General features: G+C 60.4%; 21 protein-coding genes. 12 read left to right on the top strand and 9 right to left on the bottom strand.

From position 1 onward, the window contains the following. Window positions 1-83 precede the first annotated feature (83 nt). Window positions 84-479, bottom strand: coding sequence for a response regulator (locus ACZ9AQ_RS13855; protein WP_429203877.1), 396 nt, complete (start codon window positions 477-479; stop codon window positions 84-86). A 290-nt stretch (window positions 480-769) separates the two neighbouring features. Here ACZ9AQ_RS13855 and ACZ9AQ_RS13850 point away from each other — a divergent pair, with 290 nt between their 5' ends. Beyond that, window positions 770-1,915: a sensor histidine kinase gene (locus ACZ9AQ_RS13850; protein ID WP_429203875.1), complete on the top strand. Its 1,146-nt coding sequence runs from the start codon at window positions 770-772 to the stop codon at window positions 1,913-1,915. A gap of 136 nt (window positions 1,916-2,051) precedes the next feature. Here ACZ9AQ_RS13850 and ACZ9AQ_RS13845 read toward each other — a convergent pair whose 3' ends face one another. After that, window positions 2,052-2,441, bottom strand: coding sequence for a response regulator (locus tag ACZ9AQ_RS13845; protein WP_429203873.1), 390 nt, complete (start codon window positions 2,439-2,441; stop codon window positions 2,052-2,054). Between the two features lie 348 nt (window positions 2,442-2,789). Between ACZ9AQ_RS13845 and ACZ9AQ_RS13840 the strand changes: the two genes are divergently transcribed. Together ACZ9AQ_RS13840 and ACZ9AQ_RS13835 are read left to right on the top strand one after the other, a co-directional pair. Continuing rightward, complete coding sequence (locus ACZ9AQ_RS13840; RefSeq protein ID WP_429203872.1) at window positions 2,790-3,896, top strand: sensor histidine kinase; 1,107 nt, start codon at window positions 2,790-2,792, stop codon at window positions 3,894-3,896. Between the two features lie 131 nt (window positions 3,897-4,027). Further along, window positions 4,028-4,852, top strand: a complete 825-nt coding sequence (locus tag ACZ9AQ_RS13835; RefSeq protein WP_429203871.1) for an ankyrin repeat domain-containing protein — start codon at window positions 4,028-4,030, stop codon at window positions 4,850-4,852. 61 nt (window positions 4,853-4,913) lie between these two features. On the opposite strand, the gene ACZ9AQ_RS13830 is transcribed toward ACZ9AQ_RS13835, so the two are convergent. From ACZ9AQ_RS13830 to ACZ9AQ_RS13815, 4 genes are all read right to left on the bottom strand, one after another. Beyond that, entirely contained in the window at window positions 4,914-5,216 is a 303-nt protein-coding gene (locus ACZ9AQ_RS13830) for a hypothetical protein (protein WP_429203869.1), read from the bottom strand. Then, window positions 5,216-6,196 carry an ArdC family protein gene (locus ACZ9AQ_RS13825; protein WP_429203868.1) on the bottom strand — a complete coding sequence of 327 codons (981 nt, stop codon included), beginning with the start codon at window positions 6,194-6,196 and terminating at the stop codon, window positions 5,216-5,218. Before ACZ9AQ_RS13825 ends, ACZ9AQ_RS13830 begins: the two co-directional genes overlap by 1 nt. After that, complete coding sequence (locus ACZ9AQ_RS13820; protein WP_429203866.1) at window positions 6,193-6,597, bottom strand: hypothetical protein; 405 nt, start codon at window positions 6,595-6,597, stop codon at window positions 6,193-6,195. The genes ACZ9AQ_RS13825 and ACZ9AQ_RS13820 overlap by 4 nt, the downstream gene beginning before the upstream one ends. A gap of 138 nt (window positions 6,598-6,735) precedes the next feature. Beyond that, complete coding sequence (locus ACZ9AQ_RS13815; protein WP_429203864.1) at window positions 6,736-8,817, bottom strand: type IV secretion system DNA-binding domain-containing protein; 2,082 nt, start codon at window positions 8,815-8,817, stop codon at window positions 6,736-6,738. A 125-nt stretch (window positions 8,818-8,942) separates the two neighbouring features. Here ACZ9AQ_RS13815 and ACZ9AQ_RS13810 point away from each other — a divergent pair, with 125 nt between their 5' ends. Both ACZ9AQ_RS13810 and ACZ9AQ_RS13805 read left to right on the top strand, forming a co-directional pair. Further along, a complete protein-coding gene (locus ACZ9AQ_RS13810) occupies window positions 8,943-9,503 on the top strand; it encodes a hypothetical protein (protein ID WP_429203862.1) in 561 nt (186 codons plus the stop codon). Between the two features lie 62 nt (window positions 9,504-9,565). Beyond that, window positions 9,566-10,123: a hypothetical protein gene (locus tag ACZ9AQ_RS13805; RefSeq protein ID WP_429203861.1), complete on the top strand. Its 558-nt coding sequence runs from the start codon at window positions 9,566-9,568 to the stop codon at window positions 10,121-10,123. 18 nt (window positions 10,124-10,141) lie between these two features. On the opposite strand, the gene ACZ9AQ_RS13800 is transcribed toward ACZ9AQ_RS13805, so the two are convergent. Next, a complete protein-coding gene (locus ACZ9AQ_RS13800; RefSeq protein ID WP_429203859.1) occupies window positions 10,142-11,464 on the bottom strand; it encodes a hypothetical protein in 1,323 nt (440 codons plus the stop codon). Between the two features lie 473 nt (window positions 11,465-11,937). On the opposite strand from ACZ9AQ_RS13800, the gene ACZ9AQ_RS13795 reads away from it, so the two are divergent. Together ACZ9AQ_RS13795 and ACZ9AQ_RS13790 are read left to right on the top strand one after the other, a co-directional pair. Continuing rightward, entirely contained in the window at window positions 11,938-12,150 is a 213-nt protein-coding gene (locus tag ACZ9AQ_RS13795) for a hypothetical protein (protein ID WP_429203857.1), read from the top strand. A 12-nt stretch (window positions 12,151-12,162) separates the two neighbouring features. Further along, window positions 12,163-12,690: a hypothetical protein gene (locus tag ACZ9AQ_RS13790; RefSeq protein WP_429203855.1), complete on the top strand. Its 528-nt coding sequence runs from the start codon at window positions 12,163-12,165 to the stop codon at window positions 12,688-12,690. A 114-nt stretch (window positions 12,691-12,804) separates the two neighbouring features. Here the strand turns inward: ACZ9AQ_RS13790 and ACZ9AQ_RS13785 are convergent, their stop codons facing one another. Next, on the bottom strand, window positions 12,805-13,422 hold the full coding sequence (locus ACZ9AQ_RS13785) for a helix-turn-helix transcriptional regulator (RefSeq protein WP_429203853.1): 618 nt from the start codon (window positions 13,420-13,422) through the stop codon (window positions 12,805-12,807). 362 nt (window positions 13,423-13,784) lie between these two features. Here ACZ9AQ_RS13785 and ACZ9AQ_RS13780 point away from each other — a divergent pair, with 362 nt between their 5' ends. Then, window positions 13,785-14,960, top strand: coding sequence for a hypothetical protein (locus tag ACZ9AQ_RS13780; RefSeq protein WP_429203851.1), 1,176 nt, complete (start codon window positions 13,785-13,787; stop codon window positions 14,958-14,960). A 909-nt stretch (window positions 14,961-15,869) separates the two neighbouring features. Beyond that, the gene (locus ACZ9AQ_RS13775) at window positions 15,870-16,433 is read left to right on the top strand and encodes a hypothetical protein (protein WP_429203849.1); all 564 of its coding nucleotides are present in this window, start codon (window positions 15,870-15,872) and stop codon (window positions 16,431-16,433) included. On the opposite strand, the gene ACZ9AQ_RS13770 is transcribed toward ACZ9AQ_RS13775, so the two are convergent. After that, window positions 16,430-16,711 (bottom strand): hypothetical protein, encoded by a 282-nt coding sequence (locus ACZ9AQ_RS13770; RefSeq protein WP_429203848.1) that lies wholly within the window; start codon window positions 16,709-16,711, stop codon window positions 16,430-16,432. The two genes, ACZ9AQ_RS13775 and ACZ9AQ_RS13770, sit on opposite strands and share 4 nt — an antisense overlap. A gap of 642 nt (window positions 16,712-17,353) precedes the next feature. On the opposite strand from ACZ9AQ_RS13770, the gene ACZ9AQ_RS13765 reads away from it, so the two are divergent. The 3 genes from ACZ9AQ_RS13765 to ACZ9AQ_RS13755 all read left to right on the top strand — a co-directional run bounded on the left by ACZ9AQ_RS13765 (window position 17,354) and on the right by ACZ9AQ_RS13755 (window position 20,313). Further along, window positions 17,354-18,433 (top strand): competence protein CoiA, encoded by a 1,080-nt coding sequence (locus ACZ9AQ_RS13765; RefSeq protein ID WP_429203847.1) that lies wholly within the window; start codon window positions 17,354-17,356, stop codon window positions 18,431-18,433. A gap of 447 nt (window positions 18,434-18,880) precedes the next feature. Further along, complete coding sequence (locus ACZ9AQ_RS13760) at window positions 18,881-19,948, top strand: tyrosine-type recombinase/integrase (protein WP_429203846.1); 1,068 nt, start codon at window positions 18,881-18,883, stop codon at window positions 19,946-19,948. Window positions 19,949-20,025: 77 nt separating this feature from the next. Then, a complete protein-coding gene (locus ACZ9AQ_RS13755; protein WP_429203845.1) occupies window positions 20,026-20,313 on the top strand; it encodes a hypothetical protein in 288 nt (95 codons plus the stop codon). Window position 20,314 lies beyond the last annotated feature (1 nt).

Raw genomic sequence — 20,314 nt, 5'->3', positions numbered from 1 at the left:
GCGCGGCGCATCGTCGGCATGCAGATCCGAAACACTTTCGGCGCGAGGGCGAACGCGCTCTCTGCCAAGTCGTGCGGCGATCGTTAGCGCTCCATTAGGCCACCAGCGCGCTGAGCTACCTCCCGCAGCAAAATTTCAGCGCGCGCCGGTTTGACAAGGTGGGCGTCGAATCCCGTGGCCGCCGACCACTCGCGGGCCTTGGCGTTTCCCCACGCGGTAAGGGCCACGATGCGAGTCCCAGAGAAGCGGCCCGAGCGGCGCAGCGCCGACGCGACCTGATATCCATCCATGCCTGGCATGCCAATATCCAGGAATACCACTTCGGGAACCAATCGATCGGCCACCGCCAGGGCATCGGCGCCGCTGCACGCAAAGAACACTTCGTGGCCTTCCAAGGCCAACAGTTGCGCGACGAGCTCCGCCGCGTCGGGGTTGTCGTCGACGACTAGGATGCGGCGAGAAGGACGTTGTTGGCCCATGGTTCACCTCTTCTGGATCGAACAGCTTGGCGTTGTTCAGCGGCGGCCTCGATTCCATTATGCCTCAACCCATGGGCGCCTCCCGGGCGTTCGCTTCAATTGAAGCGAGGTAAAGAAAGTGGATCAATTGTGCGGCCTCCACGCCACAAGTCGGGGCGACCGAGAGCGCCAAGGGAGTAGAATTGCGCGCTCAACAGAGAGCGCTGGATCGCCTACTCTCGCTCCAAGGCTTCTTATTAAGCGGCAACGCAGGCTGCTAGCTTGCCGGAACTATTCTCACCTGAATGAACATGAACTTGGCCACCGATCAAAATCTCGCCGACGACGGTTTGTCCGACACTGGACGCAAATTCGTCGCGCTGAGAGATTCGACCATCGCTCGCTGGGAGCGCGAAATCCGCTCGCGCATCGATGGCGCCGACGAGCTTCGCAGCCCCGTGCTCACCAACACGATCCCGGCCTTTTTCGACAATATTGCCGAGGCGCTCAGCCCAGGCCACAACCGCCGCGACGCGACGAGCAACACCAACGCGGCGGCCGTCCACGGTGGCGAACGCGCGCGCATGACGTCGTTCAGCCCAGACCAAGTTATCCACGAGTATCAGATTTTGCGCGAATCAATCGCGGCAGAGGCTTCGGGCAAGATCGATTTGACGGCGAGCGACTGGGCGATCATCGACCGCTCGATCAACCGCGCGGTGCGCGAGGCTGTGCGCGAGTTCGTCTCCATTCAAGACGACTTGCGCCGCAAGCTCGCTGCCGCCTTGTCGCATGACATGCGCACCCCGTTGGCGGTGATCCTCAATGGCGCCGAGGTCGTTCAAATGGCGCCGGACTTGGCCATGGCCCAGCGGGCGGCTGCGAAGATCTCGAACAACGCCATCCGACTTAAAGACATGATGGAAGAGCTTCTCGACGCCCTGACCTCGAAAGGCGGCGATCAACTCCCGATGACCCTCTCATCATTCGACATCGTCGACTTGGTGGACGATGTCGCCGTTTCGTATGGCCAGCCGGGCGGAATGAAACTTGACACTTCGTTGGAGCCTGTTGAGGGGTTCTGGTGCCGCGGGTCACTGCGGCGAGCTTTGGAAAACCTGATCAACAACGCCTCGAAATATGGCGACGGCTCGAAAGTGCGCGTCGCGGCGACCCAAACGCGTGGGAGATTGATGCTTTCCGTGCGCAACACCGGTGAGCCGATCCCCAAAGAACGCCACGGCGCGATCTTTGATTATTTGACCCGTGAACGCGCGGATGCGACCGTCGGCTGGGGCGTGGGGCTGCCCTTCGTCAAGCGCGTCGCCGAAAGCCACGGCGGCAGCGTCGCTGTAGACAGCTCGCTTGAAACAGGCACCACCTTCCTGATCGACATCCCCGTCGATTGCCGCCCTTATGTGGTTCCGTCCAGCAGCTCGACAGATCGCGCAGACTGACGACGCACACGCAAGCGCGTTGTGTGGAATCCCGCGATAGGGCTCATCGCCGGGTTTAATTCAAGCTCACTCTCCACCCGCCATCCGATGCGATGGCGTGGCGTTGGGTCGCCACGACAATCTGCATGGACCCAGCTCACTTGGCAGCGCGGACCAAGATAGCCTCGTTAAGCAAGCTCTCGATCTTAGCCGGCTTCACTAAATGAGCGTCAAAGCCACATTCGACGACGCGCGCGCGCGACTCGGCGTCGCCCCAAGCTGTCAGCGCGACTATTCGCACGGCGACCAGCGAAGGATTGCGCCTTAACTCGATGGCCACTTGGTAGCCATCCATTCCGGGCATTCCAATGTCCAGAAACACCACGTCCGGCAGAAAATTGGCGGCCGCAGCCAAGCCCTCGCGGCCGCCGTGGGCCACCTCCACGACATGCCCTTCCATGGCCATGATCGCGCCAAGTAGGTCCGCGGCGTCGGCGTTGTCGTCGATGACCAAAATTCGCCGGACATTCAATCGTTGATCCGCCAACAAAGCTCCAACGCTCATCATTTGTGAATTATTATGGAAATTAACTTCACACTATAGCATTAGGAGAAACATCCTGCTTCTATATCCCAATCCTCATCCGTGGCGTGAATCCAACATTGACAAGGGGGCGTGGTTCCTCGCGTATGATTTTAACGAAAGAAATAATTATCGAAGTGAGATCGCAAAGGCTCGATTCGTATTAAGATCCAGGCAAGATATTCGATCGTTCAAGGACCCGTCTCATGGGCTTGAACGCGCTCCGATGGCGCCTCGTTGGCACCACTGGACGTCTATCCGTCAATCCTCTCGCGATTAGCAGCAGTCCTCATCCACTGGATCGGAACCGCCATGCCGCTTGAACCACGCCTCGAAGCGATGGGGCTTTCGCCAAACGGAGAGAAGCTCTTGGCCCATGGCGAAGAAATCGCCTCGAAGTGGGAGCTTGTGGCCAGATCGCGGATCGTCGGCGCCGACGCCCTGTCCAGCCAAGCCTTGACCTTCATGCTGCCCGCGTTGCTCGTCGACATCGCCGAAGCCCTGACCCCTGATTTTTCCAAACCATTTCGAGACCGCGCCGACATCGCGGCATCCCACGGCGCGGAGCGAGCCCGATGCGCCAATTATGGACCGGAGCAGATCGCGCAGGAATATCAGTTCGCGCGCGAGACGATCAGCGAATTCGCCGCCGCCCACCTCGACTTGACGGCGGAAGATCGCGTGGCCATCGACCGCCTGATCGATTTGGCCCTGTGCGATTCACTGCACGCGTTCGCCTTCACCCAGGAAGAATTGCGGCGCAGGCTGGCGGCCTCGATCTCACATGATATGCGCACGCCGCTGGCGGTGGTGCTCAACGGCGCTCAACTGGTCCAACGTTCTTGCCGACCCGACCAGGCCAAGCGGTGGGCAGAAAAAATCGCCAACAACGCCGACCGGCTGAAGGAGATGGTGGGCGAACTTCTCGACGCCCTCACCTTCGCTCATGGCGACAAGCTGCCCTTGGAGCTATCTAGCTTTGACATGGCCGATTTGGTGAAGGAGGTTTGCGCCGAGTATCGGCAGATGAGCTCGACGCGCGTCCGGACGCGCTGCGATGCGCTTCCTGGAATCTGGTGCCGCAAGTCGATGCGGCGAGCCTTGGAGAATCTGGTCAACAACGCCGTCAAGTATGGCGACGGTCAAGCGGTGGACATCGAGTCTAAGCGCCGAGGGGAAAGACTAATCTTGTCGGTTCACAACAGCGGAGCGCCCATCCCCGCCGAGCAACAAAACAGGATCTTCGAGTATTTCACGCGTGACGTGACCGCGGCGGCGTCCGTCGGGTGGGGGTTGGGCCTTCCTTTCGTCAAACGCGTCGCCGAGAGCCACGGAGGCTTCGTCGCGGTCGAAAGCTCGGCGGGCCATGGCACCACGTTTATCATCAACGTGCCGATTGACTGCGTGCCCTACGTGTAGGTTGACGACCGAAAGCAGCCACGGCGTCGCGACGAGCGCCAATTTGCGTTCGCGTCGACGGAGCGATAGGGTGGATGGGACGTCCCAGCTCAATGCTGGCCTACCGATGCTCTTCCACCGCGTGGCGACCCATGACCTCCATCACCGCAATCGACATCGTCCAGTTTTTCTGGCCTGAGGAACCTTCCGCTAACGGGGTTGCTCCTCGCGGCGCGTCGCTGGACAAACTGCGCAAGCCTTGGTCCATTCAAGACATTCATGAAGCTGGCGAGGCCGCCCTGATGCGCCACTCCACCAATAGCCATCGAAAGCTCCTCGCGCCTCTTTGGGCGCAACTGGACGATCGGGAATGGCTGGAAAAGATCAAGGCGCGCCACCGCCAAGAGTTCCATGAGCGACGCCTTGGCGCGCCGCTGTCGAATTTCCATCTCGCTATCGCCAGCGGCGATATCGAGAAAATCTACTCGCTCACTGGCGGCGATATCCCTGATTCAGATATCCGCGACGCGCTACTTGTGGCGGCCGTCGAGGGCAACGCGGCGTTGATCGACGCGCTGGCCTCAAATGGGGCGCTTGCTCAATCGACGAACAAGCAGGGCATGACGCCTGCGCACATCGCTGCCGCGGCGGGCAACCGCTCGGGGCTCGGAGCAATCCTGCGATATGGAGCTGATCCCAACGCTGTCGATCTCCAAGGCGCAACGCCGCTGATGCTCGCCATTGGAGCGATGTCGACCGCATGCGCGGAGCTTTTGCTTCCCCTATCCAATCCGAGCGCTCGGGATCTGGACGGTTACGAAGCCAAGAACTACGCGCCAGCATTCCATGCCGACCCCGACGATCCCGGTTTCGAAGACGCAATGCGCTTCTCCCAGTTGCTGCAGAGTTTGGAGGAAGCATCGACGCTTCAAGCGGCATGCGCGGACACCGCATCGGTCAAACCTCGAACGTTATGAAGTCAGCGCGGTGAACGCGAACGCCACCTCAAGGGTGGCGTTCCATCACACATTTTTTTCCTCAGCAGGGCCTTAAAAAGATCGGTGCCGATGGCGAGACGTTGCATCCTTCGATGTTGCAGTTGAAAAACTCCTCGGCTCCCTCCAGGTCCATGCCGTCGCGGCGCATCAGCCGCCGAATGACCGCGCCATGATCATAGACCACGCGAGTATCGCCCTCCACCTCCGCCACGCCCAGGAGGGCGTCGTCGTGCCCGTCGATGAAGACGAGCTTTTCGTCGCCAGAGAAGTCCGAGCAAAAGCGTCGACGGCAGGCGCATGAGCCTTCCAACTCGCCACAGTTCTCGCAGATTGTCTTTTCCATCAAGCGCTCCTCGCGTTGTCGTATTCTTCGACCCATTGTTGGTGCTGCCCGATCGCCGATCGCTGCTTTTCCAAATCAAGCATGTAGCCAGCCATGTGCTCCGCATCCCTGGCGGCTGAGAAGATGGCCATGGGGTCGGCCGCTACCACTTTTAACCAGCTTTGCAGGTAGGCGGCGTGGTTGTCGATGTGCGCCTGAGACACTGGCACACCCGTCTCCGCCGCCATAATCGCTGAGCAGATTTCCGCACGCAGCTCCTCCACCGCATAAGCCTCGTCGCCCCACTTTTTCGACAGCGCTTCCTTGCGGTCCAGGCGCTTCGCATGGAGGGTGCTGTGGGCTCCCTCATGCATGGCGGTCGCGTAGTAGTCGTAGACGCTGTTGAACTTCTTCTTTGGAGGCAGCCGGATCTCGTCGAGATCCGGGATGTAGCATGCCTGCGCGCCTTTGCGGACGACGATCAGTCCGGTTTTCTCCTGCAGGGCCGCTATCACCGAGTCAGCGCGTGCGACGGGGTCGAAGTCCAGCGGCGCCGGCGCTTCGAGCTCCGGAACCCCATCGATCTGCTGAGCATTGAACACGGTGTAGCGCCTGAGCGCGAACGCCCGACGCTGCCCGCCCGCCTCTTGCCCTTGCTCGGCATCGCCGCCGGCCTGCCCTGCCTCCTGGGGACTGAGCTCGACGAGCTTGACGATGGCCGTTCCTTTCTCGCCGCGGCGCACTTGCCATTTGTTGGCCTGGGCTTGCTGGTAAGTCATCCAGCGCGGATCATCCCGCCCGGACATGGCGAGAAGCAGTCGATTAATGCCCCGGTAGCCGTTGCCCGAGGTGGGGTTCGTGGGGCGCAAGGCTTGGGAGTTCCAAGGCTTCTGCCAGGGCGTGTCGCCTCGCTCCATGGCCTCGATCAGTTGCTTGGCGATTTCTGACTTGACGTCCACTCGCGCTGCGACGGTTTCGCTTGCCACTGCCGGGGCGCTCATCGCGCGCCTCGCTGCAACGAGTCGCGATCGTTATTGCCCCCATCAGTCGGGGCCGGTGGAGGCGAGACTTGGCTGGGCCCGCCGCCACCGCCATCATCCTCGCGCAACTTCGCGAAAAGCGCCGACTCGCTGAGCGCGATCCAGTCGGCATCCGAAAAAATGGTTCCGCCATCCAACCGGGACGCTCGCCGTTCTTGGGCGCTCCGAGTCCACAAAGTCCTAAGCCGCGCGAGAATCGCGGAGAGTTTCCTGTTGTCGATGTCTTCATCGAGCGCTTCTTGGGGCGTTTGGCGCCGAAGATGCTCCTTGTCGGAGCCGTCTGCCGCAAACAGAGGATACAGATCATCGCATCCGCAATCCGTCGAACTTCCACACCTCGTGCATCGCTGTTTCTTTTCCATGCGCATCTCCGGTTGATGCGCCCCCATGGGCGCTTCGCGGAATGCTGGCCGTCGTCGTCCTGCGGCGGGGAGCCCGCTAAACGGCGCGTAGGATGCGCGCCGTCGGAGATCTGTGAGGGCCGGCGACGCGCATGGAAGTCAGTGGGTGTCCACGTTAGCCAGCAACGCTTCGATCTCCGCGAGGCTGGGCATGGAGGCCGTGGCTCCATCTTGTCGATGCGGCTCCTCATCCAGGTCGTCGACAAGGTCAAGCAGATCCGCCAGTTCAGCCGCTTGCTCGGCCGACAGCGCATCCCCTCCATTCAGGGGCAGCTCGCTCCCGTCGCTAGACAGGACCGCGCCAACCGAGGCGCCTGCGACGGGCTCGGCGTCGGCCAGCATGGCCACGTTCTCAGACTCTTCCCGGTCCGGGACGGAGGCGTCCAGCGACTGGACATCATCGAAGACAAAGCGGCGTGTCCAAGGCGCTGGGACGTGAGCGCGCCGAGCGTTATCCATGTCAAAGCGCGGCCAGAACAACTCGTAGGCGTTCCCCGCGACACAAAGGGCCAACCGCACGCCCCGCCCGTCCGCGGTCAGGCCCAGACGGGAGGCCAGCTCCGAGGGCTTGTATAGGGCGAGCTCGTCGCGCGAGAATGAGAGCGTTGTCGAGCGGCCCGATCCGGCCCCGACCGACGCCGACACGTTCGCTCGCTCCACTTCGCGAGTGCCCAACGCCTTGCAAAGCTGTTCGGACGTTTCGCCTGGCATCATCTGGCCCAACAAGATCGAACCCGCCATTGACACGATGGCCTTCACCGTCTTGTCCCCATGGATCTCTTCAAGCTGGCCGAGGTCTTGGCAAGCGACAACGCAGCGGACGCCGCGAGAGCGCCCAACATCGAACAGTGGCCGAAGCGGGATCTTCCCCATCTGGGCCGACTCGTCGGCGATGAACCATATTTTGCGACGGGGATCGTCGTCCATCTCGACGCTGTTGACGATCGCGGCCATCACGCCAACGATCCCCTCCAAACAACTTTTAGCCAAGTCTGGATACGCCCCGTGCCCCTGCAAAATGATCTGTTTTCGCTTGTCTCGCCCATGCGTCCATTCCACGAAGCTGACTCGACGCGCTTTGGGGATATTGCCCCAAGCCTGCGCCAAGTCCCGCACCGGCGACATGAACGACGCGAGGTTGATCAGGATGCCTTGCGTCGTCACCGAAGCGCGCTCCACGGCGCGGACAGCCTCCGGATGGTGCTCCTCCATCATCGGCAAAATATCGGTCTGCGGCGCCGACGCGATCTCGTCGAGCTCTTTCCAGCCCCAGTCGTTGCGGCGCGTGGCTTTGAGGTAGACCATGAACCCCACGAGAAGCTGGCGCGCGGCGTTGGACCACATGGGATCTTGCGCTTCTCGGACAAAGGCTGCCGCGAGCCGGCGCATGTCGCCGATGTTGCGCATGTCCTTCGCCACGTCCCACGCGACCGAGCGCGCGTCCCAAGGCGCCAAGATGGCGGGCCGGCCAAACCCCTTTGTGAATTCGCCTTTGGGGTCGAAGATCAGCGCGCGTTCGTTCGCGTTGACGACCTTCGCGATCAGCGGCTTCAACGCGGTCGACTTTCCACTGCCCACGCCTCCGACGACGAGCATGTGCCGGGTCCACATATCGGCCGGATAGGGAACGTTTGGCGCGACGTCGTGGTCCGGACGAACAGCGGCGCGCTTGGACAGCATCTTGCGCAGCTCGCTCTTGGCCGCCTCGCCTTCGAGTCTGGTCGGCCCGCGAAGCACGGTCAACCCGTCGCGGGGCCGCAGCATCCTCGGGGCCAGCAACGCGGCAGGAAGGCAAGCTGCCAACGCGGCGGCGCAGGCCCGCCATTGCAGCGCGAATTTGGCCGAAGGCCCGAGCCCCGCCAAACCTGAGGCGTAGTCCGAAGCTTCGCGCGCGAATGCCGGCGCGAAGGCTTGATGGATCGCCCAGCGCATCGCCATCCCCGCATGCTCCCGAAGTCCCCCGACGGGCGCTTCGAGCCCCGGCCACGGCCGCCACGAGAGCGCCAGGGCCGCCACTCCCGACACCACCCCCAACGCGACACCGGCAAACGCCCACGATGACACGCCCACGCGCTTTGTCGTTGGCGCCACCAGCGGCATCGCTCCAAGGTCGCGCCATGTCTTGTCTCTTCGCTCCATCGCCTCGCCTCCTGCGCGGGCAATGCAGGCGAGACCTTTCAAGCGCCATCGCATTCGCTTCGCCCCGACGGCCGGCGTTTCGCCCCTCCGGTCGGGCCGCCGGGCCGCGGCGGCGTCTGAACCGCCATCTGAGCAAAGCCCACATCACATCAACTTTGGAATGCACAATGACCCAACACGCCACGCCGCAGGACATCATGGACGCCTTCGCCAATCTCTCCGATCGGGAGCGGCGCGTCATCCATGCGATCGCCCGCAAGCATCTGGGCGGCACCCGCTTTTCCGAGCCGCTCGACCTGGTCCACGAAGCGCTTTATCTCGCGGTCGAGGGCCGGCGCAACTGGCCTTTGGGTTTGGACTTCGCGATCTTTCTCGCGATGACGATGCGCAGCGTCGCCTATGCCGACCGCACCGTCAGCGAGAACGCGATGGCCGTCAGGGCGCCGGTTGAAGATATTTTGGAATGGACGACTGGGGACCATGCCTCGCACGCCTCTGCCGAAGACTGCGCCGCGCAGGCGCAGGACTTCCAGATCGCTTGGAGCAAAGTGGCGTCGGCGCGGGGACGCTTGGCCGAGCGCGATCCGATCGCCGCGCGCGTGCTCGATGGCTTCGTGGCCGAGGCACCGGCCGCGGAGCTGCGCCGAGAGCTCGGGCTGTGCGCGGCCCAGTTGGACGCGGCGAGAAAAAGGGTCTTGCGCGCGCTGCGGAATACAGCGAGACTTTGACGCCGACGGGGCGTTCAAAAAGGCGCAGCCTTCGCTACCGCCGGCGCTCGGAGCCTGCGCCCATGAAAAACAAAGCGAAGCGAAACAGCGAGAACAAATCCATCGACGACCATCCTCTCCCGGTGGAGGAGTTCGCTCGCTTGGTCGAAGGCCTCGACGCTTCTGATATCGAAGCGGCTTGCGTCCGAGACGGAGCGGCCCCTGGTGGCGTTCCCCCTGCCTGGAACAGCGACGCGCTCATGACGGCGCTTGATCAGCGGGCGGCCGAAGTCCGCGCCAGCGATCAAGCATCCCGTTCGGAATGGGGCGTATGCCCAAGCGAGCCAGTCGGTCAAACCTGCGAATCGCCCCGTCGCTTGGTCATCGCCCGTGGGCGCGAGCTAGCGTCGCTGGGCATCGAGGACGGCGCGACGTTGGAGGCTCACATGGATTTGATCCCGAGCGAAGGCGATCTTGTCATCGCCGAGATCGCAGGCCTTGGCCGATTTCTCCGTTGTTTGCGCCTCATCGGCGGCGCCATCGTGCTCTGCTCCAATCACCCGGAGCGGCCCGCGATTGTTTTGGACAGTTGCAGGCCCTATTGGGTCAAAGTGGTCACGCTGCTTCCGCGGCGCGAGTAGACGCTAAGCCGAATCGGTTCAATCGGAGCTCGGCGCCAGCGTCTTGAACATGCGGCTGCGGTCGCCTGTCAACGGCGAGGCGTAAGTCCCTTCAAATTCCAACGCGGCAAGGACGAATCGGACCACCAGCTCGCGCGCGAGGCGGACATGCGCCATCATGTCCTCGTTCGGGTCCTTCGGCAGATACTGGCCACGATGGACGACGTGGTCGCGAGCGCGCTTGGCGGCGCCAAGCGCATCATCGGAGATCTCGTCCATGGGGACGCCCCAGCGTTTAGCGAGAATGTGGATTTTGTCCTTCAATGGCCGACGGTTGATATCTTCCAGTTTGTCTCGCATCGTCGCCAACTCCGCTTCGATGTCCTCGCCGGGAACGCCCAGCCCCTCCAGCGACCGCTTTGCCGCATCCAACATGGCGGCACGCAATGCCTTGGCTTGCTTGTCTTTGCGTAGCTCCATATCGGTTCGGGATAGATTGTTGGTCAAAAGGTGCTCCAATACGGTCATCGCCGAAGTTAACTTTGCCTCGCGGTAGCCATGCTGCATGGTGAACCACTCGATAGCGATGTTGATGCTCTTCGCCCGCGGCTTCTCGTCGAAGTGGGACGAAACCGCACGGCGAAAAATCGTCTCATAGTTGAAAGGCGTAAAAATGTTCATCGGCTGGTTATCATCGTCGTCACTTCGATATCGAGCCACGACTTCAATCCGCCCGTCCCAAACGGTTTCCACCAAAGGGGCATGCACTTGGGCACTGCGGGCGAAAGATAAGATGGCGCGCACATGCTTGAACAAGCTTTCAACGTCCTCTCGCCAGGGAGCAAAATCAGCGTTCGGAGGCGGTCCATCGATCACGAGCGCGCCTGCCACGTGATTTTTTTCCGATGTAGTCACGATCATGGGACCGGACAGCTCAACCGTTCCAAGGCGGCAGGTCGCGGAGATTGGCCTGATGCAATCGAAGCCTCTCAATAGGAAACGCACTCCCGCCCTCGCGTTCGGATCTGCTCGGGAGACAAGTTTGCATTTCGTGCACAACAGCTTTGGCTGCATGGTCGCAGGCGCGCTGTCCGAGAACGAGCTGCTTAACCTGAGGATGATGACCGAGTCGCTGTGAAAGGTCATTCCGTCACGGGTTTGGCCTGTCAGCGTGAAGTTCGCAAAACGTCGCGTCGCTTCTTGCCCGTCGGACGCGGCGCTGATGAACTTTGTCGACTCTTCGTAAGGCAACTTGTCCAGCTTCACTTCGGGCGCGCCCTTTTTTGTTATCGCCACCGAAAACCGCACGCTGCGGCTTTGACCTTCGAATTCGATCGTCCCCGCGAACTTCTTTGGTGCCATATGCCATCGTTTCACGCGCGGTTCCCATTGATCTCAATGATAAGCATTGTAGTTTAGGTCGCAAACGCGGCTCTCCGGCCGCCTGTTTCAAGCACTTACGGCCTGCGTCGTCAACGTCGGGGTAGATTAATGCCGATCGACCACGACATGGCAGCGTCCAGTTTTTTGTAGGCCGCAAGATCGGTTGGCGCTTCGACAGCGCGCCGCACTCCCTATGAACCCTGATGAGTTGGCGCAACTGTGCGCGGCGCGGCGCGTCGCAAAATCGAGAAGAAATCGTTGCTAAAATTAATTTTGCTGGACCCGAGCTCGGCTTGTGCTATGCTTCCGGACTCACTTTTTTTTCGGCGCCTTGACCTCCGGTCGAATACTAGAATATTTTTAGTGCGCCCCCCTCCGTATGTGATAAAAGATCATATACGTAAAGTGCTTTCGCAAATGTTGAGCAATGCACCACAAAAGGAGTATTGACAATGGCCAAAGAATTGCAGATGACGACTTTAGGACTGATGACGCACAGCGCTCACGCTGCTGCTCAATGCTTAATGAATGACATGCCGATCACCGTAGCGCCCTCGTCGAGCAAATCGCCGACTGTGGCTCCGGCTCCGCGCGAACTGACCGATGTCGAGGTTCAGTCGATGTGGGCAAAGCATCCTGGCGTTTCTTTCTCCGATTTTCTCTAAGGCGCAGATAGCATGACGTTTGCGTCGATGCCCTCCAAGTGGTCGATCGCCTCGTGCCTGTTTCCCCGCGAGGAAAATCCGACCCTTCCTGGTCCTGGTCCTCATCCAGTTCTCATCGCGGGTGTCATTCCCGAAAAGAGGTTGGTTCTGGCTGCGTATGGGAGTGGGCAGACCAATGTGACGCTGGCGCGAGCGTTGGAGCCATACCAGATTGAGATCACGCAGCGCACCTCGTATCTCAAACTTACTACTCGCTTCGATTTTCGCAAAGCCGTCCCGATCGAGTGGAGTGAAGAGTGGTTCAAGCCAATTGGTCACAACGTGCCCATCATCATGGGCACGTTGGATCGCGCTCAGATTATTCAAGCTAGCAGGGCAATGAAAGAGTGGAACGACCGACTCACGGCTGGCGCCGCCCCATGGGGAGCCGCGCAAATTGCTGTCGCACCGGCACACACGGCAATACCTCAGAAAGCTTCGCCAGTGATCGTCGTTCGACAGCGGCGCAACTACTCAGCGCCTGGCAAAAGTGAAGAGTAGACTGAACAAGATCAAGCGAGTTAGGGCTGGCTTACTCCTTGGCTCATAGAGCTGTAGTGACGAATATCAGTCGTGCGAGCAGATAAAAAAAAGGCGTCCACAGGGACGCCATTTTTATCTGCTCGGTTGTTTACGTCGACGGCTAGAAGGGTCGATGCCCATCGAGCGCATGGCGTCGTCTGCAGCCTTGTGGACCGCCGCGTCGACCTCCGCCTTTGACAGCGCTCGGCCCTCCCCTCCGTCGCCCTCTTGATCGTCCCCGGCCAGCTCGCGCCATGGCTTGGCCCCGAAGGCCGGCACGACGCCGCGTCCCGAGCAGTGCCACTCCACGAGGTCGTCGATGAAGATCTTGGGCGCCGCGTTGAACATTCGGTAGGGAAGGAAGAACCGTCCGCTGCGCATGTGCCCGTAGATCGCCGACGGTGATATTCCCAAAATCCTCGCGAGCTGGCTGACTCCGATGTATTCCGAATCCAGCTTGTATTGAGCGATCAGCTTGGCGCGATAGCGATCCCGTTGCGCCATGCCAGCCACGTTTGGCGTTTCGGACGGATTCTGAACAGGCGAAGCATCCGCTGCGTGCCCGGCTTCCGCCTCCCTCTCCTGCGGATCTACTCCCAGCCCCTTCCCCTGGCTGTGGTCCTGCCCCTGGGCCCGGGCCCGGCCCTGGGTATGGCCGTTATCCAATCGGCGCCTAGCGCGCAGCTTTTCCACATCGAATTCGTGATTCATCGTCCGCCTCCTCGCGATCGCCGCCCATGCGGCGCGCTGGCGTTTGCTCGGCCGGCCATGCGCGGCGCCAGCGCGAGCCTGTCTTGCGGCATCGAATTGGACGCGCGGGCGACCATTGGCCGCGTGTCGGAGGTTCTGGAAAATTTCGGCTCAAAAGCCGAGCTGGGGAGCCTTTAGCAAGCGCGGCCCGGTCAATGGCGCGACGGAGTGGGTCCAGGGCGCGCCGTTTTTCCTGAGCGCTTTCAGGAGATTTGAGAATCGCGACGACGGCTATTGACAAACCGCTTGGCGCTTGAGAAGGGTTAACCCGCCCGAATGCGTAAACCATCGTTTACGCATTCATCGATTGCCAGGAGAACGCGATGGAAACTTCTCAAACCGTCCCCGACGACGACCCGCATGGCTGGCCGAGTGTCTACGAGCCCGACCCTATGCCTGCGGCGCAAGCAACCGCGAAGCCAGCGGTTGGCGCGCCCACAACCCAACGGACCCCAGAACCGTCCCCCGGGGGGCGAGACAACGCGCATGTCCAAGGAGGCGACGAGGATTGGTCCGAAGGCGCCAACACGCCTTTCGAAGCACCCAAGGACGCCGAAGCCAGCGACGCTCTCGCGGCGAGAGGCCTGGGCCAGGGCGACTCGGCCGGCAGACGCGCCTTCGGCAAAATCGCCTCACCCGCCGCGTCCACGATGTCCAAAATTTTGCCTCACGCCGACCACGAGGACATGTTCCCCGCATTCATGTCGAGAAGCGCCCTTTTCGGGGCCTTGCGGCCAAACCTTGGGGATGCCTGCGCGGGACCGCTCAAAGCGGCCGGGGACGTCTCCCTGACGTTCCAGGGCCCACGACTTTCGATGGCGGACAAACGCGTCTGGGAGGCCTTGATCCGGATCGCCAAGCGAGACCGGATCGACGCATCGGAACCTTTCGACGCCCGCCTTTCGGAAGTGGCGCGGTTGGCGGGTTACGGTCAAGGCCAATCCCGACCGGCCTGGGCCTCGATCGAACGGCTTGCGCGCTCGAAGCTCGACGCGACGGTCTACGGCGCGAAGGCCAACGGCTGGCTGGTGATGTCCAGTGAGCGACGCGGGCGAATCGCAAGGGTCCGATTCGATCCGGCGTTCATCCGGCCCGCCCTGTCCCTGACGATGCAAGCGTCGATGGCCGGCGCGGTGGGCGATGGCCCGCGCTCGTTGCTCGGGCAATGGCTGCGCGACTACCTGTCCACCCACAAGCCTCCCGCCAGGCCGCTCACCTTGGGCTACCTGCGCGAGCTGAGCGGCTACGTCTCGAAGCCCAAACATTTTGTGGCCGCGCTCGAAGCCGCGATGGGCGAGCTGGCGTCCGTTCGCCCCGACCTGGTCGCGTCTTGGTCGATCGACAAGGGCGAAGCGGTCGGCAACGCGAGCGATCGTTGGACCCTGCTTGCGATCCGTGGTCCCGCGATGCCCGTGGTGAAGCACCCGCCCAAAACGGCCCCGGCCGAGGTGCCTGCAGCCACGACTGCAACGAAACGACGGGGCGGACCAAGCCTGTGATTTCAAGTCGTCTTGGCCGGCAATGCTCGCGCTTATGCCTGTTTAAAATTTAGCATTTTGCGAGATCGATAGCTGAACTTATGAAAGCCTTCCTCGACGAGGATGGGCCGCCCAAACACGCATACCCGATTATTCATTTGCTCCAACCCGCGTTGAGTTGGCCGACTCTCCTATGAAGTCATCGTTTTCGTCCGATCGGCCGATCAAGTCGAAATTGCCAGCGCTTCACTGCGAAGTGTCGACGAGTCGGCAATCCAAACGCCGAGGCATGGAAGCGAACATTCAAATGTCTGAGCACAGACACCAGGACAGCCTCGCGCTCGCCTGTTTTTTGCGTCGTTCCCAGACCGAAAAATCGTGAAGTTTGGACGCCGAAAGAGGCCTCGTTGGCGACCTGCGTCATCGGATGCCCAAGCGCCTCGGATTTGTCCCCGCATGAGAAATCGGCGCCAGAGAACCTGCGTTGAATTGGCCGGAATCGGTGTTGAATTGGCCGCAACCCGCGTTAAGTTGGCCGACTTGTCTCAAAACCCGCGTTGGATTGGCCGCAAACCCGCGTTGAGTTGGCCGATTTCCCTATGAGCCATAGGTTTTAAATAGAACTACAAAACCCATAGGGAAACGCCGCGGCCTGTGATCGGCGCTTTGGCGCCGCCGACGTCCGCCGTGTCGAACAAGCGCGGCGCCAGCGCCGCTAGCTGCCTGACGGCCCAAAAACCCAGCGACTGCGGCAGGCCCTATGGGGCCTCGCCGTAACGGGGCAGCCGCGTTAACGATCGAGGCGCTAGATTGGTCCTGAGCCCGCCTTGCGAGATACGCGTTCGAGTATGATGACGAAAACAGGGCGGAGCGGTCCTGTGGCGCGCAGGCCATGAGGACTGCATCGACAAACACGCGCAAGGAGCACGAATGGATTTTCCATCCACTGATTGTGAACGCCAGGTATTGAAGCGTTTGAAAGTCCAAGGCAGCTTCGCCCTGTCCTTTGGAGTCATGCACTACATTCACGCAGCCTGCCAAGCGGGGTTTCCCTCGTCGATGACAGCCCTTCATTGCGCCCGTCTTCTGGCGTGGCCAAAGATATTCCAAAAATTGCGCGACAAATTTCCTGAACTCGCGGACTCGTCTCTGATCGAAAAAGAGCTTCGAGAGCTGCATTTGAACAAGGGGATAAACTCGAAATTTCTCGAGCGGCTGTCACAATTTCTCGAGGCAGCCGGCGGCCACGAAAAAGAGGTGAGGCTGCTCGAAGAACGAATCAAGCAGCGGACAGAAAGAAGGAAAGTGTGGGACGCGGCCATGGCGGCCAGCGCCGAAGCCCACAATCCACGTTTTGAGCACGAGCTCCTTCTCGACTATGAGGTGTTCAATCTGTCGCTGGAACAAGCTCAACGAGAATTGATGCGCATGGCCGACGCGGAGGACCACGCAAACGGCCAGACCGCATCGATCACCAAGGCAACTCTGACTTAAGCGAACGGTGAGGCCGCCCACTCCATCAACATTTTTTTCTGCGACTCAGGCCAGGAAAACGGCGCGCTGGCAGCCAGCGAGGCCAGCGCGAGCACTGACTGACATTCCCGCCACGGCAACCGGCGCACGATCTCGCCCAAGTCGATAGGGTATTCGTCGCGCAAGCCTCCTAGATTTAACGCGGCGCGAGCGAGCCGAGGGCGAAATTCAGAGCTCTCCAAGCTCTCGAGAAACACGAGCTGTCCAAAACAAAGATCTTCTTTTCGGGGTCGGCTCATCGCGGCGCTCCTATGTCTGCTTGGCCAACATAGCGCAGCGCATCGCCGTTTACAACGAGCAGGCGCGGGCCGTGGACTCACGCTTGCTTCACGATCTGGTCCCTACGGGACGGTGGAAGCAGTTCCACTTGCCTCGGTTTCGTCACTTAAATCCTGCGTTGAATTGGCCGGAATCGGTGTTGAATTGGCCGCAACCGGCGTTGAGTTGGCCGACTTGTCTCAAAACCCGCGTTGAATTGGCCGCAAACCCGCGTTGAGTTGGCCGATTTCCCTATGAGCCATAGGTTTTAAATAGAACTACAAAACCCATAGGGAAACGCCGCGGCCTGTGGTCGGCGCTTTGGCGCCGCCGACGTCCGCCGTGTCCTCGAAGCGCGGCGCGCAGCGCCGCTGGCTGCCTGATGGCCCAAAAAACCCAACGACTGCGGCAGGCCCATGGGCCTCGCCGGAATAGCGACGGCGCCCCGCGCCGCCATGACAGCCTCAGCGAAATCAGTTTGCGGCGTTGAGACCTGGGACGCGACTTTGACATCGACGACTCTTCTGGGTAGCCTGAACCGCTGCTAAACGATTTCGTCCTTCTTTCCTCTTTGCCCGCGCCAACCCATGCCTCTCAAATGCCATCGCGACGACCAACCCCTCATGGCTTTCGACTTCGAGTCCGAGGAAGCGTGGGAGGCGCTGCGCCGCGAGAACGCGCGGGAGAAGAACCTCCGGATGCCGTGCTGCGGCGCCGGCGTCACGCTTCGAACCAGCGCGCTGGGGACCAAGCACTTCGCGCATGCGCGCCGCGGCCCTTGCGCGACGGCGCCGGAATCGGCCGAGCACTTGCTTGCGAAGCGAACGATCGTCGAGGGCGTTCGTCAGACGGACTGGGAGGCGGTCGCCGAGCACGCCGGATGCTCACAGGACGGCGAGCCTTGGATCGCGGACGTTCTCGCTACCAATGAGCATCGCCAAGTGGCCTTCGAGGTCCAATGGAGCCGGCAGGAGAACCCGGAGACAAGGCGCAGGCATCAGCGCTACGCGGCCTCGAGCGTGCGCGCGCTATGGTTCTTCCGCCAACATGCCTTCCCGATCGAGAAGGAGGTCCCCGCGTTCCGCCTGGTCTTCGATGAGGAAGCGTCGCGCTTCATGGCCCAGTTGCCCTCCCCGTCCCACAACGAGTGGATGAGCGCCAAGGACAAGGACGAGCCGCGCTATTGGCGCCAATCCGTCGAGCTCTCGCGCTTCGTCGAAGGCGCGCTGACTGGACGCCTGCGCTTCGCCCCGGCGCTTGGGCAGACGATGCCCGTCGAGGTCCTCACTGAAACGACCGTTTGCTGGAAGTGCAAAGAGGACACGCGCCTCGTCCTGGGCCTCACGTTCGCCGCCAGCCGCGTCCTGCCGGGATGCGCCGACATCGAACTCAACCTCCATTCGTTCGGGGACAACTTGAAAGATGGCGCCAGCGTCGTCGCCCGCATTCTTCCGGCCTCTTTGTTGAAGTCCCATGGTATCGGCGAACTGCGCCCGCGCCACAGCCGCACCGAGGGCGGCTCCTACCTCTCCAACGGCTGCGTCCGCTGCGACGCCCTGCAGGGGCGCTTCTTTGAGCATGAGCATGGCTATGATTTGGAGAAGACGCTCGAAGTCGAGGCTCGCTTCGAGCCCGAGTGGGGCCCGCTCATGGAAGACGCCGCGAGCGACATCTATCGCTGGTGGTTCGACGAGCGCGCCTGATGATTTGGTCCGGGACGAGCGGAAAAAACGACGCTTTTCGTGCCGCTCGTCGGCCAGTTTAACCGCGCGAAACGCAGCGCGTTTTCCGCAGAATGCTCGTTCTGCCAAGTAAAAAAAATCAAAAGCACATATATAGCATCATATAAAATAAAGTTATGACAGCCATAACATTAATTTTCCTATAAATTCCTCGAATAAGTCAACACACTCCTCCACCATGAATGCGAGTGCGCTTGATAGCTCTGTTCAGATAAGTAAAAAAACTAAGCCTTGTGCTAGCAGACCGTTAGCGCTTTCATTGTATTCGAGTTGGAATACGCACCGCGAATCTGAGCGCCACATTGGATCAAAAAATTTGACTGCCTTTCATCGTTTTTGTGGCGATGCAAACCCGCTTGTCAGCAAGTTGCCTCCGACTCAAAACCATTCACTTCAATCGGAGATCCCATGGGAATCAAAAAAATAATCCTTGCCAATGGCGCAATAAAATTTGCAGCAGATGCTCGAGTTCGCGGCACCCCACGACGAACCGCAACGTTTGACACCAAAGAAGACGCTGAAAAATTCATTTCAGAAATCCGAGTCGCCGCTCGCAAAGCATTGAACTCAGAAGCCAAATACAAGCTGGCTCAAGCGGCGAAAATCGGTGGCCAACGAACCTATGAACGGGCAAAACTGTCCGACGTCATCGCCGCCTTCCGTGAGTCCCCAAAATGCTCCCCCCGAGGAAAAGATGCATTAGTGCGCGCTGCTGAACTTGTTGGCGACGTGGATATCGCAAGCGCTAACGAGGACTGGGTCGAACGCTACGTGTCCCAAATGCGTCACCATGGACGCAACGGCAAACCTTACGCCTATAGCACTATCAAAGCTCATCTCATTTATTTCGAGTTGGCATGCAATTGGTGGGCGAAACAAAATCGAGTTACTCCTGCGCAAAATGAGTTTTCAACCGAATGTTTTCCCGAGCAATGGGAGGTCAAGCGGACTCGAAGAATTGAAACCGGCGAGTATGATAAAATCATAAATCGAATCGCACAAAAGGAGCACAGCGAGCACTGGAAATGCCTTATCGACCTTTGTTTGGAAACTGGCGCACGACTGCAAGAGTTGATCCTTGCCGAGTGGGGTGAAATTGGACGAGGCGATCAAATCTGGACTATCCCGCTTGGGCACACTAAAAAGCGGACGGAGCGCAAGGTTCCCCTTTCCAGCAAAGCCCGATCGATAGTTACTAAGCTGAGATTGCTGAGCAGGGATGATGAAACACGAATTTTCTGGGTTTTTCCTACGCCTCGATCGGTCTCTGTAATTTTTCGCCGGATGGCGAGGCAGGCCGGAGTTCAGAACTTCAGGTTTCACGATCTCAGGCATGAATCGATCAGCAAAATGATCATTAATTATCCAGATGTTCCCGTCAGGGCTGTGATGGAAATCGTTGGACATAAGTCCTACGATGCGTTTGTGCGATATTCTCACCTGCGAGAAGACGAACTGATTGGCCTCTTTGACTGAACTCTTCCCCGCTTCGGCGGGGTTTTCGTTCGGCGGAGCGGATCGCTCGCCAGCAATGCCTCTTCGAGGAGGCATCCATGCGCGAAGAAAAATCGGTCTCGGACATCCAGCGAAAGCGGCAGGCGTCCAAAGCGTCATACGTCAAAAGCAAAAATGACCATGAACATGCGCTGCTGAGGCTGCGCCCTGGTTCGCTCGCCAGGCTGGACGCGGCAAGGGCTCCCTTGGGACTGTCCCGATCGGCCTACGTCGAGTCCCTTCTGGAAGCCGCTTGCCAATCGCAGTCATCGCCTGCCGCGAACCTCGTCCTTACGCCGAGTTCCATCAGTGACGAGTTCGAAGCGCTTTTTGGCGGCGGCGCCTGAG

This window comes from Massilia sp. UYP34 (genome assembly GCF_056279385.1).
The sequence above is the reverse complement of the archived record's forward strand: the minus strand, read 5'-3'. Positions and strand labels throughout refer to the sequence as shown.